The 14,958-nt window shown below is 59.7% G+C and carries 16 protein-coding genes and 2 pseudogenes; 1 reads left to right on the forward strand and 17 read right to left on the reverse strand.

Going from position 1 to position 14,958, the window contains the following annotated elements; genetic code table 11:
• Positions 1–36: 36 nt before the first annotated feature.
• The 16 genes and pseudogenes from WA157_RS20120 to phnF all read right to left on the reverse strand — a co-directional run bounded on the left by WA157_RS20120 (position 37) and on the right by phnF (position 13,084).
• Positions 37–1,005, reverse strand: a complete 969-nt coding sequence (locus WA157_RS20120) for an AraC family transcriptional regulator (protein ID WP_422622676.1) — start codon at positions 1,003–1,005, stop codon at positions 37–39.
• 410 nt (positions 1,006–1,415) lie between these two features.
• Positions 1,416–1,799, reverse strand: coding sequence for a hypothetical protein (locus tag WA157_RS20125; protein ID WP_422622677.1), 384 nt, complete (start codon positions 1,797–1,799; stop codon positions 1,416–1,418).
• A 274-nt stretch (positions 1,800–2,073) separates the two neighbouring features.
• A complete protein-coding gene (locus tag WA157_RS20130) occupies positions 2,074–2,940 on the reverse strand; it encodes a DMT family transporter (RefSeq protein WP_422622678.1) in 867 nt (288 codons plus the stop codon).
• Positions 2,941–3,177: 237 nt separating this feature from the next.
• Positions 3,178–3,936: a fumarylacetoacetate hydrolase family protein gene (locus WA157_RS20135; RefSeq protein WP_422622679.1), complete on the reverse strand. Its 759-nt coding sequence runs from the start codon at positions 3,934–3,936 to the stop codon at positions 3,178–3,180.
• A gap of 345 nt (positions 3,937–4,281) precedes the next feature.
• Positions 4,282–6,003 carry a methyl-accepting chemotaxis protein gene (locus tag WA157_RS20140; RefSeq protein ID WP_422622680.1) on the reverse strand — a complete coding sequence of 574 codons (1,722 nt, stop codon included), beginning with the start codon at positions 6,001–6,003 and terminating at the stop codon, positions 4,282–4,284.
• 13 nt (positions 6,004–6,016) lie between these two features.
• A complete protein-coding gene (locus WA157_RS20145; RefSeq protein WP_422622681.1) occupies positions 6,017–6,541 on the reverse strand; it encodes a chemotaxis protein CheW in 525 nt (174 codons plus the stop codon).
• Between the two features lie 697 nt (positions 6,542–7,238).
• Positions 7,239–7,349, reverse strand: a pseudogene (locus WA157_RS20150) (4-oxalocrotonate tautomerase); the annotation flags it as partial.
• Positions 7,350–7,379: 30 nt separating this feature from the next.
• Positions 7,380–7,661: a hypothetical protein gene (locus WA157_RS20155; RefSeq protein WP_422622682.1), complete on the reverse strand. Its 282-nt coding sequence runs from the start codon at positions 7,659–7,661 to the stop codon at positions 7,380–7,382.
• Entirely contained in the window at positions 7,654–8,262 is a 609-nt protein-coding gene (locus tag WA157_RS20160; RefSeq protein ID WP_422622683.1) for a DUF2953 domain-containing protein, read from the reverse strand. The genes WA157_RS20155 and WA157_RS20160 overlap by 8 nt, the downstream gene beginning before the upstream one ends.
• A 12-nt stretch (positions 8,263–8,274) precedes the next feature.
• Positions 8,275–8,625 (reverse strand): GerW family sporulation protein, encoded by a 351-nt coding sequence (locus tag WA157_RS20165; protein ID WP_422622684.1) that lies wholly within the window; start codon positions 8,623–8,625, stop codon positions 8,275–8,277.
• 153 nt (positions 8,626–8,778) lie between these two features.
• Positions 8,779–9,315: a c-type cytochrome gene (locus WA157_RS20170; protein ID WP_422622685.1), complete on the reverse strand. Its 537-nt coding sequence runs from the start codon at positions 9,313–9,315 to the stop codon at positions 8,779–8,781.
• Between the two features lie 224 nt (positions 9,316–9,539).
• The gene (locus tag WA157_RS20175; protein ID WP_422622686.1) at positions 9,540–10,019 is read right to left on the reverse strand and encodes a VOC family protein; all 480 of its coding nucleotides are present in this window, start codon (positions 10,017–10,019) and stop codon (positions 9,540–9,542) included.
• A 323-nt stretch (positions 10,020–10,342) separates the two neighbouring features.
• Positions 10,343–10,981, reverse strand: coding sequence for an MBL fold metallo-hydrolase (locus WA157_RS20180; RefSeq protein WP_422622687.1), 639 nt, complete (start codon positions 10,979–10,981; stop codon positions 10,343–10,345).
• Positions 10,982–11,070: 89 nt separating this feature from the next.
• Positions 11,071–11,613 (reverse strand): phosphonate metabolism protein/1,5-bisphosphokinase (PRPP-forming) PhnN, encoded by a 543-nt coding sequence (locus WA157_RS20185; RefSeq protein ID WP_422622688.1) that lies wholly within the window; start codon positions 11,611–11,613, stop codon positions 11,071–11,073.
• Positions 11,610–12,329 carry a DUF1045 domain-containing protein gene (locus tag WA157_RS20190; RefSeq protein ID WP_422622689.1) on the reverse strand — a complete coding sequence of 240 codons (720 nt, stop codon included), beginning with the start codon at positions 12,327–12,329 and terminating at the stop codon, positions 11,610–11,612. The genes WA157_RS20185 and WA157_RS20190 overlap by 4 nt, the downstream gene beginning before the upstream one ends.
• A complete protein-coding gene (phnF, locus tag WA157_RS20195; RefSeq protein ID WP_422622690.1) occupies positions 12,326–13,084 on the reverse strand; it encodes a phosphonate metabolism transcriptional regulator PhnF in 759 nt (252 codons plus the stop codon). Before phnF ends, WA157_RS20190 begins: the two co-directional genes overlap by 4 nt.
• Before the next feature lie 424 nt (positions 13,085–13,508).
• On the opposite strand from phnF, the pseudogene WA157_RS20200 reads away from it, so the two are divergent.
• Positions 13,509–13,784, forward strand: a pseudogene (locus WA157_RS20200) (acyl-CoA dehydrogenase C-terminal domain-containing protein); the annotation flags it as partial.
• A gap of 75 nt (positions 13,785–13,859) precedes the next feature.
• Here WA157_RS20200 and WA157_RS20205 read toward each other — a convergent pair.
• Positions 13,860–14,507, reverse strand: coding sequence for a LysE/ArgO family amino acid transporter (locus WA157_RS20205; RefSeq protein WP_422622691.1), 648 nt, complete (start codon positions 14,505–14,507; stop codon positions 13,860–13,862).
• Positions 14,508–14,958 lie beyond the last annotated feature (451 nt).

The following is a 14,958-nucleotide window of genomic DNA, read 5'->3' on the forward strand; positions in this document are numbered from 1 at the left end:
CTGGCCCCTCATTTGGTACGGCCCCTTTCGCCAGGCTCAGAGCGAGCGCACTGGCAGGCATATCTGGCATTCCAGAACACCCGTGCGAGGGTCATACTTTGCGTTGGGCGGGTAATACTCGAAGCACGGGCGGGCATCGGCCTGCATGCCGCTGGAGGGCAACCAGTTGCGCAGCAGTTCCGTCCAGGCCACACTGATGTCTGGCACCGTGCCCACAAAGTCACCCACGGCATAAAGACCACCGGGCAAATCAGCAATGCCTGCAGGGCTCTTGGCCACAAAATTGGCGGGCACTTCCACGCAGGCATCGTACCGGCACTTGGCGGCGGCGGTCACGCCAGGGTCATCCAGGCCAATGCCGTAACACCCCACCCCATCAAGACCATTGGCAAGGCACCACGGCACGAAATTCTCCATCCAGAAACGGTTTACCCCCGCGCCATAGGGCCCGGTGTAACGCATATAGGCCACCCGGACGGCGGGCAATTTCTTCACTTTCATATCCATCTTGAACTCCAGGTTGTTAAGGCCTGTATCTTCCGATGTGCCCGGCGCTGCGGCCTGATCGGGCTTGCTGTGGCGCTGATTCAGATTGCTATTTACATGCCGCAGCCGGGTGCTTGCCAACTCATCCGCCCAGCGCTGCGGCGTACCAGCGCGCCAGGCGCTGGGCGTGCACCCAAAGCGCCGTTTGAAGGCACGCGCAAAGGCCTCGCTGGAGCCAAAGCCCACGGTCAAAGCGATTTCCAGAATGGTGGCCTGTGCGTTCGCTGCCAAATGAACGGCCGCAATCTCCAAGCGCCTGCGCCACATGTAGTCACCCAGCGTCTCACCGACCCAGGCCAAAAATACACGGTGAAAATGAAAAGCAGAAAAATACGCCACCTCTGCCAGGGTGGGCAGGTCCAGCGGCGTGTCCAAATGCTGGTCAATGTAGTCCAGCACCTTGTTCATGCGCTGTGCATATTCGACGGCGTGGGTGTTGGATAACGGGGTGCTCTTCATGGGGCTGGCAGTGTAGCGGCGCTGCACAAATCCGCCAAGGATGCACTTGGACGAAGGCATTGATGGCTGGCCGGATCAGGTCAAAACAAATGTGTGATCAGAGGGATGCTTCATGCCATCCCTCACGTCTTGCTCCTCTTTCGGTACCCGGTGCATTCACATTGCGTGAAGGCCCTCGCCCAGTGGATGTCGCGCCTGAGAAAACTTCTCGTCAAGCGATGCTAACGGCCTCAAAAACGGAAAATGAATTCAGTTTTTCCAGGTCCGTTTAAGACCCGAAGCTGACATTCGTTACTGCTGAATACCTGTGCAAAATGCCAATACTGTTACCTCCGCATGGCAACAGTGCGATGCAATGGCATTGGCTATCAGAACCGAGTGGAATACCTCACATGAGCCTGATCTCTGGCCTATTTGGACTCGAAAGTGACAAATTTGCAAATGGACTTACCAACGTTTTCCGTGGATTGGGAGGAAATCGCGTCCTTCACGGCAGCACGCCCCGCTGCGTCGAATGATTCTCTTGACTTGATGTCTGGCTGATGGCGAAGTAGCGCGCAATCGGTGACGAAGTAGACGCCACGCATGGGCGCTGCGTAAACTTGGCTGCGCTGCCCAGCATTCAATGTGACTTCAATGATTCTGTAGCGCTCGTTCTCTGAAATGACCTTAAAAATTTCGGGCGAAGCGATAAACGACGGTGGACTAGATTCCGCTAATGCCATCCCCGTTGCTCCAAGCAGGGTGACAGTGGATAGAGTGACATTGATGAAACGACCAGTAAAAGTTTGCATGACCCTCTCCTTCAAGACGAAATCATGGGCGAGACACCCACAACTTCATGCTATGAACTTGACCGGTTTGTACATTGATGAATATCAGCGAAGTTGATTTGCAGTTCTGACTTCCATTTCTTTGGATGAGACATTTTTCTATGGGTGCCACCGACTACTTCCGCTGCGATCCGGGTGCACGACATGCGCCATACCTGACATTGGATTTGAAGTTGAACTTTCGACCATGAACAGGCCGTAGGCTGCTCAGTAAGATAGTTCAATTATTTGATCATCAACGTCGATGTTCGCGTCGAGCAATCCACACCGTAGACGCCAGAATGACCAAGGCACCAAGTAATGTGGTCTGGCTGGGTACATCGGAAAATACCAACCAACCCATCAACGACGCCCAGATCAAGTCAAGAAAGCGCAAGGACTGTGTGGCCGAGATGTCGGCGACGCGAAACCCACGTGTGAGGCAGTAGTGACCGAGTGAACCCAATACGCCTGCGGTCACAAATCCCAGCCACTGCCATGCTGTCGGGGACGACCAATTCATCAGACCCAATGGCAGACTCAAAACGGTTACTGATATGGCTTGCCACAGCACGATCACACCCGGTTTTTCGTAACGGGTAAGCGTCTTTGTCATCAAGAAGGAGGCAGAAAAGACCGGTGCCGATGCCAGCATGACCAAGGAATACCAGCCACCCTGACCAGTGAGTTTGGGGGCAACCACCACCAGTACACCTGCAAAGCCAATCGTTGCCGCGACCCAGCGATCTGCGCGCATATCCTCGCCCAAAAACCATGCTGCACCAATCATGATGAAAATCGGACCCGTAAAGCCAATTGCCGTCATGTCGGCCAGGCCTATATGCGGCAATGCCGTGAACCAGAGCATCAGACCCGCAGTATGAACCGCGCCACGCCAAAACTGGCCGCGTAAATTAACCGGCCGATAGGCATTCAAGCCTTGACGCCACAGTAGCGGCAACATGGCCACCACGCCAAACAAATACCGCAAGAACTGCGATTGAAACGGATCCAGAGACAGGGTGATGTTTCGTACGATCGTGTTGAGAAGGGTAAACACCAGGCCGCTCAACGCCACCCACAACATGCCACGCCAAACTGCGGGCAGCCGAAATACACGCATTCGGACGTGCCGGTGCGCCAACGCCAATCGGCGTTGCATTGCATTTGAAATTGCGACTTTTGGCTTCACCAGCGCTGATCGGGGATTGCATGGGACACCACAGGAGTTTATGGGTAGCGGGGTGAATGGGGAGTCGCGGACGATACCGGCAGATCAAATTAGGCGATGTTGCCTGCACTGATGGCGAAGCCACTTGAGGGCAGCATTCAAAATCATGCAGCCCTGTCGGCTGCCCGGCTACAGCCGTACCGTCAGATTGCCCAGGCCCGCAAAGTCGACGCTGACGCGATCATCCGGCTGGATGGGCAGGCAGCCGACCCAGGAGCCGGTGGTCACCACGGTACCGGCCGCCACCGTGGTCCCATGGCGGGTCAGGTGCTGCAACCAGGCTGGCAACAGCCAGGCTGGGTCGTTCAGTGAATGACTGCCGGTGCGCGTGACCGGCGTCTGGCTGCCGACCTTAACTTGGCATGTCTGGGCCGACCAATCGCGCGCCGCATAGGGCTGCCAAATGCCCAGCATCAGACCGGCATTCGATTGATGGTCCGCCATGCGCAGAAGCTCCGGCGCGGCCAGCCCCTCGGTCCAGCGCGAGGCCACCAACTCCACAGCGACGGCCATCGCGTCGACCCAGTCCCCGGCGGTCTCAGACTCCATGGCGCGTGCCGCCTCGGGGCTGACATCGCGGCCCAGGCGCAGCGCCACCTCGGCCTCCACGCCCAGCAGCGGCCAAGTCTTACTCGCTGGGTTGATGGCCGCCGGGTCCAAGGGCGCATGGCTGAATGGGCCAGATCGGGTGGCGCCGCCGGACTTCCAGTGCCGCACCAGCGAACCTTTGGCCCAGCCAAGTGCCGCGGCCACGCCGTCCTGAACCGCGTAGGCATCGGCCTCGCTGTGGACCGCGCTGACCCAGTCAGCAGCACGTAGCGGCTGCCCGCTCAGGCGGGCCTGGCTGAGGGCCGTGATCAGTGTTTGGGTATCGGGGCGGATGGACATGGCAGCAGCGTGTGGTTCGACCAGTCCATTATGCGGGCCCCATTCCCGAAGACATTACTTGCGCAGGCCGCTGGCGGCACGTCGTGCGTGTGGTTCCGTGAACGACTGGCAAAGACTGGTTCCTGACATAGAGTTTGCCGAACTGCCTTCTCCAAAGCCGACATAGACATCAGCAGCCGACCAAAAGCAGTCCTCCAAGTTGACGCCGTAAAGCGGTCGTTCACGGCAGCCTGCAAACATGAAGGGCAGTCCTCGTCGATTTTTGAACGACGCGTTGGACTGGTCTGTTGGGTGCAGCATCAGAGATGCCGCACGTTCAGTTGTTGAAAAGTCTGAGAAGTCGCCTTAAAAGCTTTCCCAATCGTCGCCGCCGCTCTTGGCTGTCCTGGTGCTGGCGCGCGCTGCCGCCGGCGCACTGAGCGCGGTCTTGAACTTGGGCGCAGCCTGTCGGGTCGGGGAAAGCTGCTTGGGCGCGCTGTGGTTCGCGGGTGCGGCGGCGCGAGGGCTGCTCAATGCAAAGCCCCCCTGACCTTGCGCCAGCTTAAATACCGCTACGGTGCCGACCAGATCCTGCGCCTGCGATTTGAGGTTGGAGGCAGCTGCCGCCATTTCCTCGACCAGCGCGGCGTTCTGCTGCGTGGCCTGGTCCATCTGAGTGACGGCTTCGCCCACCTGGGATACCCCGGCACTCTGCTCGGAACTGGCCGCACTGATCTCGCCCATGATGTCGGTCACACGCCTGATGGAGTTCACCACCTCGGTCATGGTGGCACCGGCCTGACCCACCAGCGCCGTGCCTTGCTCGACGCGCTCCACGCTGTCGTTGATGAGAGTCTTGATTTCCTTCGCCGCATCGGCCGAGCGCCCCGCCAGACTGCGTACTTCACTGGCCACCACGGCAAAGCCACGGCCCTGCTCGCCGGCACGAGCCGCCTCCACCGCCGCGTTCAGGGCCAGGATATTGGTCTGGAAGGCAATGCCATCAATGACGCTGATGATGTCGCTGATCTTCTGGGACGAATTGTTGATGCCCCTCATGGTGTCGACGACTTGGGCCACCACTTCACCGCCCTGGATGGCCACACTCGAAGCACTCTGGGCCAACTGGTTGGCCTGTTTGGCATTGTCAGCGTTTTGCTTGACGGTGGAGCTGAGCTCCTCCATAGAGGCGGCGGTCTCTTCCAGCGCGCTGGCCTGGCTTTCGGTGCGGGCCGACAGGTCGTGGTTGCCCTGGGCAATCTCGGCACTGGCGGTGGCCACGCTCTCGGAGCCCTGGCGGACGTTGGAGACGACCCCGCTCAGGTTGTCCTGCATGATGGACAGTGCCTGGAGGAGTTGTCCAATTTCGTCTTTTCCGGCTGCACTCAGGGGCTGGCTCAGGTCGCCTTCGCCAATGTGTTGTGCGGCGACACGTGCCGCATCGACGCCGCGGGAAATGCTGCGCGACAGGCTCCAACTGGTGAGGACAGCAGCAGCCAGGGCCAGCACCAAGAGCAGTGCGCCCACCAGATACAGCTGTTGGAACATGTCCTTGACTTCCTTTTGGGCCGCGCGGACATTGGCAGCTTCCCCATCAACCAGCACCTGTGTTGCGCGAATGTAGTCATCTGTGACGGGCAGGAATTTTTTTTCCACCAAGACTCGGGCACCAGCGTCGTCCCCGGCAGTCTTCAAGGCGTTAACCTGGTCGCGGGTCGCAATCCATGTCTTGCGCACTTCACCCACATTTTCGGCCCGCTTTCTGGACTCGCTGTCCTGCACCTTGGCTAGAAAAGCCTTTTGTGTCTCGGTGGTCCCGCGTGTTGTGGCAGCCATTGCCTCCTTGAAGAAGTCGAGCATGGTGCCACCCTCTGAATAGCCTACTGCCAGAGAGCGAGCGGAGTTTTGCCGCACATCACCCTGCCAGTTGCCCGCCAATTGCAGCAGATCGGCAGAGCGCTCCATGCGCGTCGTGGCCTCGGAGGCCATGTTGACACGCCATGTGGTAACGCCGGCCAGCAGAAGAAACACCGCGATGATCACGGCAAAACCAAGAGTGAGGCGAGTGGAAATTTTCAGGTTGTTCATATCTATTTTCAAGTCAGTGCGTTGTTTCCGCGATCAGTCCCATTTCGGTGCTGGTCATGAATTTTTCGATGTCGAGCAAGATCAGCATGCGGTCCCCCACCGAGCCGATGCCCAGCAGGTGGTCACTGCTGACGGCTGAAGAAAGCTCGGGCACCGGGCGCATTTGCTCAGGCTCCAAGGTGATGACGTCGGAGACGCCATCGACCACCATTCCCACCACCTGGGTGCCGATGGTGAGCACGATCACCACGGTGAAGGTGTCGTAATTCACCTGCTCGAGTTTGAACTTGATGCGCATGTCCACAATCGGCACGATCACGCCGCGCAGATTGACAACCCCCTTGATGAAGGCCGGTGCATGGGCCATGCGGGTGGGTTCTTCATAGGAGCGGATTTCCTGCACGCGCAGAATGTCAATGCAGTATTCCTCGCGGCCGAGCTTGAAGGCCAGGAACTCGCGGATGGAAGTGGCGGCCCCGGCCATGGGGGCGCCTTGGGATGTTGCCGTGCCGGATGCGGTGGCGGTTTGTTGACTCATGGGAGGGGTCCTTCTAGCGCTTGGGCTATGTCACAGTAACAGGCGCCGCAGTCGGTGACGCTGATGATTTTCTGGTTGAAATGTTCTCAAGGCTTATCGACATAAACTCCGCTTTCTTGATGACTAATTTCATGTCGTTGAAATGCATAGCATGACCTTCTGGTAATGCATTGCGGGTGGGTCAGCGCAAGCCCGCGACAGAAATATGACGGTCACGTGCTCGGCTGCTCCCAGTCAACGGCGCATCGGGCTAAAAGGAGAGGGGGCAGCGCTTCGGACTCCACAGTTCGTGGCGACGGGTACCGACTTCGACCTGACGGTGACGCTGGGGGCTATCTGCTGGACCCGATCTGTTTTCGGCAACCCCGCGGCCATTTCGCACGAATGCGTCAGGCCGCTGATTGGAAATCGGAATCATGTATTTGTGCTTCCAGAAAAGAGCCTGTGGGCTACACCCGCTCCCGCAGCAATGCGGGTCCCCATCCCGCTCCCAAGCAGCCCTTGAAGTTGCCAGGCCGGCCATTTGTCGCGTTGGCCAGCGGCATTTGAGTCCAAAACAAAACAATAGCGCGAACAGGCCAAGCGACAGATCGATGCCATCTGCTCCGCGGTATCGGCACCGTCGCCAGTCACTCCACTTTTAATAGCTACTCACCAATATATGACGGGGGCTACAGCCCGATTTACCTTAATAAAATCAACGCCCAAGATTTTTCGCACTGATGCCCGGAATCCCCCAACTTTCCTTGGGCACGTCGTGAATCCAGACGCGCATGTTGGCAATGGGGGTGCCAGTGGCTTCGACCAGTGGTCGGTCACGACGCCTCAACCGGGAAACTCACATGGCCGCCAGCACGGTGTCGAGTCCTGGCACTCTCTCGCGAAGCGCTTCGAGCGAGACCGCCGCGGCGTCCGTGTCGATGGCCCACAGGCCGCCCGCGTCACGCACGATCAGCGCGTACGGTTCCTTGATGGCCGAGAACCACAGACGCGTGCTGCCCCTGTCACCTCCCCGCCCCGAGTGCAACACCACGCGCTCGATGGGCAGCAGCATCACGGGCCCCTGGGTGATGGGTGTGCCGGCGCGCACAGTCTCGGTGTGGCGGGTGTGCTCAAGCATGGCGGCCCTTCAGGGTGCGCCAGGCCCGGATCGACGCCGGCGACAGGGCGAAGCCGATGGCCAGGATCAGGAATTGCAGTGGAACCAGCAACAAGCGGCCGCGAGCCTGGAACTCGAACACCGGGTCCAGGTACTCCGCTTCGATCTGCACGTCCGCGTTGCGCAGGTTCTGCGCCACTGCATTCAGTGGTCCCACAAGCGCCCACAAACGACCGGTGTCTGCCGGATCGCCCAGACCCAGCCGCATGCGCAGGTGGAGTCGGTGCAGGTGGGCGGCACGGACAAGGTCTGTGACCAGGCGGTAGACCCGGCGGCGAAACGCCGCTTGCCGGAGCAGGGCAAAAGCGTTGGGGCGGCCGCTTCGTTTGCCGGGTTTCACTTGCACCTTGGTGGCTTTCGGCGTGGCTTTCGGCGCCCGTGATGACTTGTTGACGCCGGGAATCCGAACGCGAAAACGCACCAAGCCGAACATCCAGCGAATCGCAATTTGCCCATTAAAGGTCTCGATGCCTTCGACCCGAAACGCAAGGTCAATGGGCAGGGCGAGCAACAGTATCAGCAGCCCGAGAATGATGGCGATGATGACCGACACCGCGCCCATCGCGGGTAGCGCCTAAGCGGCGCTCGGCTTGTTCGGTGCGAATTTGCCAGCAACGTCCGCGATCTTGTCCAGCAGCGAGGCGGCACCGCCCTTCACGGGTTCAACCCGCACGCCGTCTTTGTTGATGATGATCAGTGCGACCGGTTTGACGCCGCCACCGCCAGCCGCGCCGCCGCCGGTACCACCGCCCTTCTTGGGGTCCGTTCCTTCGCCGGCGCCAACGCCGAAGCCAAATCCAACGCTGATCAAGGGGATGAGTGTGTTGCCTTCCACCGTGATCGGTTCGCCGACGACGGTCTTGGTGTTGAGCATGTGCTCAATTTCACTGATCGCCTTGCCAAACAGATTGTCGATATCCGCCATGATGTCCTCCTACGGGTAATGCGTTGATGGGTCACACGCGCAGGCGATAGGCGCCAGCATGCGCGAGGGGACCGATCACCGCATTGAAGGGGGAAACGCAGTCCACGTGCTTGCGTTTAATCAAATCTGGCAGAGAAGGCGCGCGGCGCGGACCTACTGCGCCGGACGACCCGGGCCCTGCGTACCCTGGGCGCGCGCCGAGAGATAGCCATAGAGATCCACGATATGGGCGCTCACGACGGGTTCGCCTTGCCACGCCGGCATCGTGAGCATGTATTTCTCCTTGCGCTGCACGATATCTTCGATCAAGGCTTGCCGCGTAGCGCCGTCGCTGCTGGCCTGCGCCGCCGGAAGATTCCAGTCATAACGCTTGAGCACGAGGCTCACGAATTGGTGCGAGCCCATTTCACGAACGATGGGCAACAGATCGGGAGCGCCCGCCGTGCCGGTCGCCAACAAGCCATGACAGCCCGCGCACCGGTCCTGGAAGATACGCCAGCCAATATAGACAGAGCCGGGTGGCTTGGAGAGCCGGGCGACCTCCTGGGCCGCCTGCCTGTTCTCCACTTCCACGGTACATCCGGCCAGCAACAGGGCCGACACGAAGGCAGCGCCGTAGAGGAGACCGCGGCGTCTGGCCGCCATGCGCTCGAAGGGCTGCTTCAGCGCCAACATTAAAAGCCTTGCCATTGTCATCACCTTTGCGTTTCTCGCGGGCGCGAAACTGCGCCGCGAATCCGGCGTACTGCGCAGCGTATTCTGCGTGTACCGCATGGGATTGTGGCAAGCAGCCTTCGCCATTGCCTTGCCAAAAATCAATGCTTGCTGCTGTCTGCGCATGCGCAACCGTGGGCGGCTGCCGCCGGGCAATGAACAGAGCCTGTCAAGGCAAATGTCTGACTTGAGCTGAGGCGTCAGCCTCGCCGAGCCGCCTCTATTGCTGCGATGTCGATCTTTCCCATCGTCATCATCGCGTCGAACGCGCGCTTGGCCGCAGCGGGATCGGCACCGAACACCGCCGAGGTGAGGGCGCGGGGGGTGATCTGCCACGATAGGCCCCAACGGTCCTTGCACCAGCCGCACTCGCTTTCCTGGCCGCCATTTTTGACGATCGCGTTCCACAAGCGGTCGGTTTCGGCTTGGTCGTCGGTCGCGATCTGAAACGAGAACGCCTCGCTGTGCTTGAAATGTGGGCCGCCATTCAACCCGATGCAGGGGATGCCGGCCACGGTGAACTCGACCGTGAGGACATCGCCTTGCTTGCCGTCGGGATAGTCGCCCGGCGCGCGGTGGATGGCGCCCACCGCGCTGTCGGGAAAGGTCTCGGCATAGAACTTTGCGGCGTCGACGGCGGTGCCGTCGTACCACAGACAGATCGTATTTTTGCTGACCATTTCGTTTCTCCTGAAAAGTTGAAGATGCTCAACGAGCGTCGATCGGCGTCTCCGTGTGCATGGCACAGCGCCACATCGGTTTCGTGGTCCACCATCGACTGCCAAAACTTCGTCTCGAGGTCGACCAGGGTCGAGCTTGGGTTCTGCATTTCGGTCTCCCTGCAACGAGGGGGCGCCAATTGTCCTGGGCGCGGGGACTTCTGTCTGTCGGACTGCGCTGATACGGTTGTAGGGATCCGTTGACACCTGCACGCCCGCGGAGCGATTCAGTCCACTGCTGCCAGCACGACGTTGGCATCCCTTGCCAGAAGGAGGAACGCAGGTTATGTGCCCCGCACGTAGGGGTTGCTGCGCCGCTCAATTCCGAAGGTGCTCTCGGGTCCATGGCCTGGAATAAATACAGTGTCGTTACCCATCGGCCACAGACGCTGCGTAATACTGGCGATCAGTGTGTCATGGTCGCCTTGGGGCAAGTCCGTACGGCCGATCGAGCCCGCAAACAATACATCCCCCACAAATGCGCGATTGGCTTCACTCGAATAGAACACGACATGCCCCGGCGTGTGGCCCGGACAATGCCGCACCGTCAGGGTGCTATGCCCCAGGCTGACCGTATCGCCATCGTTGAGCCAACGGGTTGGCTTGAAGGTCTGAACATGCGCAAAGCCGAACATTTTTCCCTGTAGCGCCAAGCCATCGATCAAGAACTGATCCGCTTGATGCGGCCCGATGATGGGCAGGCCAAACCTGAGCGCCAGCTCCGCGGCTCCGCCTGCATGGTCGATGTGCCCATGCGTCAGCCAGATCTGTTCAAGAACCAGACCTGTGCGCGCGACTTGTGCCAACACCCGTTCCAGATCCCCACCGGGATCAAGTACGGCGGTCTTCATCGTCTGGTCGCACCACAGCAGCGAGCAGTTTTGTTGATAGGGCGTCACGGGGACAGTGAGATAGCGCAGCATAGGCAGGGATTGTCAGCCAATCGAAGCATGAAGGTAGATTCTCAATTAAAACATCACATGCGTCGCCACAAGCGTCGGGAGCGAGTGAGTTAGAGTGACCCGGCCACCAGGTAGTCCACCAACTGGCGGCCGGCATCCGCCAGCGCGCCCTGGTTGAGAATGGTGTGGTCGGCGCGCAGGTCTTTGAAAAGCGCATTGCGCGCCAGCCGCCGGTTGACCTCATGGGGCGCATCGCGCCCGCGTTGTTCCAGCCGGCTCGCCAACTGTGCGGCGTCGGCGACGATTTGCACCACCCGCACCTGCGCGGTTGCGTCCAAACCGCTCGCATGTGCACGCGAGCCGTTGACCACCACGATCTTCCCGGCTGCGACCTGCGCGGCATAACGCGCCTCAATGCCGTAGTGAAATCCATGCGCCTCCCAGCGCCAGACCAGGCCACCGGCGGCCATCGACTGCTCAAATTGCCGCACGGTCACCGGGTCATGATCCGAGCCTGGCAGCGCGGGGCGGGTGACCATGCGCCGGGCAAAAACAATGTCCTGCCGCGCTGCCAGCTGCGTTGCCGCCCAGCCCATCACGCTGTCCTTGCCGGCACCCGAGGGGCCGCACACAAACACCCACAGGCCGCTCATGCGCTTAAAGCCACATCGGCCATTCGCTGGAACGGCTGGCCCGGCGCCGGTTCGACAAACAGGCACAAGCGGTCCAGCACCAAGGGAGCCGTCGCATTCAGCTGTGCCACGGGGGCGGCCACCGCCTGCAGCACCCGCTGCGCCGTGGGCCGTGCCAGGGGTCCGCTCAAGGTCAAGTGAAACCGGAAACGTTCCAGCACGTAGGGGTAGCCGTACTGCTGCAGCAGTTCCTGTTCACGCGCATCGAGTTGTTCGACCCGGCGGCGCGCCAGATCGGCCGCGGACAAGGGTCTGCGCAAATCATCGAGCGTGGTGACACAGGCTGCGGCCAGCGCCATCAGTTCGTCAGACACCAGGGCGGGCACCAGGGCGGGCACCAGGGCGGGCACCAGGGCCACAAAGTCGCCCAGCACAAGCGCCTGCATCGGCCCCAGCAGCACCGGCTTGCGCGTGGCCGCCAGCGCGCGCAGGCGCGCCGTCAAGTCGGCTGCGCTGTGGCTGCCACTTAAGCTGAACGGCGCTTTCAAGGTGGCATGAAAGCCATAGCGGCGGGGCTGCGCGGTGATCTCGCGCAGCTCGACCGGCCCGATCTCGGCCAGTGCGTGCTGGACTTTGTTGACGTCCTGGCACTCGTCGCGGCCCAGCCAGCGGCTGCCGAACTCCCACCACGGCGAGCCCTGTTCCGGCGCGAAATAGACAGCGTAGCGCGGCTTCATGCGGCGCCTCCCGCGTTCACCACCAGTTGCACCCGGTCACCACAAAAAACCGTCTCGCCATATTTGATCGGCGTGCCGTCCATGTCCACGTCAAGACATTCCACACACAGCAGCGGCCGGGTGCCGGGCTGCTTGAGCAGGCGCGCCGTCTCGTCGCTGGGCATCTGCGTGGTGATGCGGCTTTGCTCTCGCACATAGTCCTGCACGCCAAAATGTTTGAGAATGTCGGTGGTGCGGGTGCCCTCGGCCAGCATCTCCAGCAAGCCCGCAAAGCGCAATGCCGGGTAGTAGGCGGTGGCCAGGCCGATGGGCGCGTCATTGGCCTCGTCGAGCATTTCCACCATCAGAACTTTGGCACCCTTGTCCAGTTTGAGTTCCCGCACGGCACGCTCGGGCGCCGGCATCTCGCGCGCGGTCAGCAACTGCTTGCTGGGCAGCAAGCCCTGGCGCAGCAGGTTTTCACTGAAGCGGGTGCGCCTTGAGAGCGCGTAGTCCATCAACTCGTGCTGCACAAACATGCCCCGCCCCGGCTCGATACGCAGCAGACCTTCGCTTTGCAGCGCGGCCACGGCCTGGCGCAAGGTATGGCGGTTGACGGCGAAGCGGGCGGACAGCTCGACCTCCCCGGGCAGACGGCCGGTGCCCGCATAAGCGCGGTCACGAATTTCGGTCGTCAGGGTGTCCGCAATCTGTCGCCACACGGCCACGCCGCTGCGCCGCCCGGGGCTGCTGGTGGTGAGTTGTTCGAATGTCATAAGTCTTCTTTGTCCATGAAGTGAACTACTTGCGGGGCCCATCCTGCTGCGATGAGTCTGCGCTGATTCCCCACTTTAGTGACTGATTTAGACATCTGTATGACAACTGCGGTCGCCGCAAGAAAATATATATAAAAACAGGCTCTAACCCCTGTCAACTATGCCTAAGTAGCTACCTAATATATAGCAGACCAAACACCAGTGGCAAGTCCGCACGCAGCATTAAAGTGAACCCCTGAGCCAAGACAACTTTGAGCTTGGTTTAAGTTGCACTCGATTTCACACGCAACTGGACAGCGCTGCCCCGGTTTTTTGTGCTCTGGATTTCTGATATTTCGAAACTGACTTCATCGAACTCAGCCCCGGTGGAGCGAAGCGCACCTTGATGAGTTTGATCGAGTCGGCAAAACTTGACGGCCACGACGCCTGGGCCAGTGGCAACCCCACCCAGGCGCTGGCCAACGCCGTGCCCTACCTGCAGGCCGTCGGCCACACCGTGCTGGCCTGGGCCTGGGTCTGGCTGGACGTGGCGCTGGCGGCGCTGCGTCAGAATGCTACTGTTTCAGTAGCTTCTAACCAAGGAAAGATAAGGGCTACAGCCCATTTTTATCGCTATGAATTGCCCAAGATCGGGGCCTGGTTGCAGGTGGTGGCCCGCTGTGATCTGACTTGTGCGCAGGTGGAGGAAGACGAGTTTTGATGGTATGGAATTGTTGATTCACATAAACGCTGATTTCCCATCATGTGCTCTTCAATGACCGTGGCCGTGAAGTGATCATTCGGGTGTGGCCGCTAACGTTTGCCAAGGATAGTCCCCCAATAGTTTGATGGCCAATGCCAGCATAGATACGGCCACAATGGCATCAAGCATTCGCCACGCCCGACGGCTTCGAAACAGCGGTGCAGCTACACGGGCACCACGGGTGAGAAACATAAACCAAAGGAAGGAAGCCAGAATAGCTCCTGACGCAAACCACCATTTGCCCAGTCCAGCCTTTGTCGAGCTGATGGCCCCGATGACCAATACAGTGTCTAACCACGCGTAGGGAGTTAACAGCGAATGAAACAACGCCTCGGTGATAACCCGCCGACGGGGCATGGCGTGCTCTGCATCCAATCCATGAAGTTCAAGACTTTGCATTCCAACGATAGCCGCGCGTAGGGCCATTACGCCGTAATAGACCAAATAGGCAATGCTGAGCATCATGGCGATCACCATGACCCCATGTGAGGTGCTGATCAGAGTCCCAAGCCCAAGCACACCCAAGACGATGAGCAACACATCGCTCAATGCACAGATCAAAACCAGTATTAGCGCATGCTGACCACCCAAGCTGTTCTTGATGACAAAAGTGTCTTTCGGCCCAAGTGCAATGAGCAGGCCGATACCTAGGGTGAAACCCTCTGCGAACAGGATAGACACTCAACTGCTCCTTAATGATTTATCGTTACATACGGGGCGAGCACAGATGTAACAACAGGCATGAACTTTGATCATTTGGCATCTCATGCTCATGCTCGGTAAGAGGGTAGCCAAAAGACTCCCCAGTGCAGGAGCAAAGAGAGAACAGGACAGATGCCACATAAATAACTGCGACAGGAATGCTGGCAAAAACAGCAGCAATCGCGTGTGCAGCGCCACCAAATTGACTAATCAGTTGGCCTCCCCAAAGCCAATAGAGCATGATTCCAATTTTGCAACAGCACCCACTCAGGCAACGAAATCTCGCGTGACCAAAACAGACGAAACGGTAGTGCAACATTCGTTCTGTAGTTTCCCGAACCAATGAAACTGGACTCCGTGAAAGGTGTTTCTGAATTCGGTTTTGGATATTTTTAAATCAGGCCCCTGCCAGGCCGCCGGAGGCCCCCCC

The organism is Rhodoferax ferrireducens, assembly GCF_049302455.1.
GTDB classification, from domain to species: Bacteria; Pseudomonadota; Gammaproteobacteria; order Burkholderiales; family Burkholderiaceae_C; genus Rhodoferax; species Rhodoferax ferrireducens_B.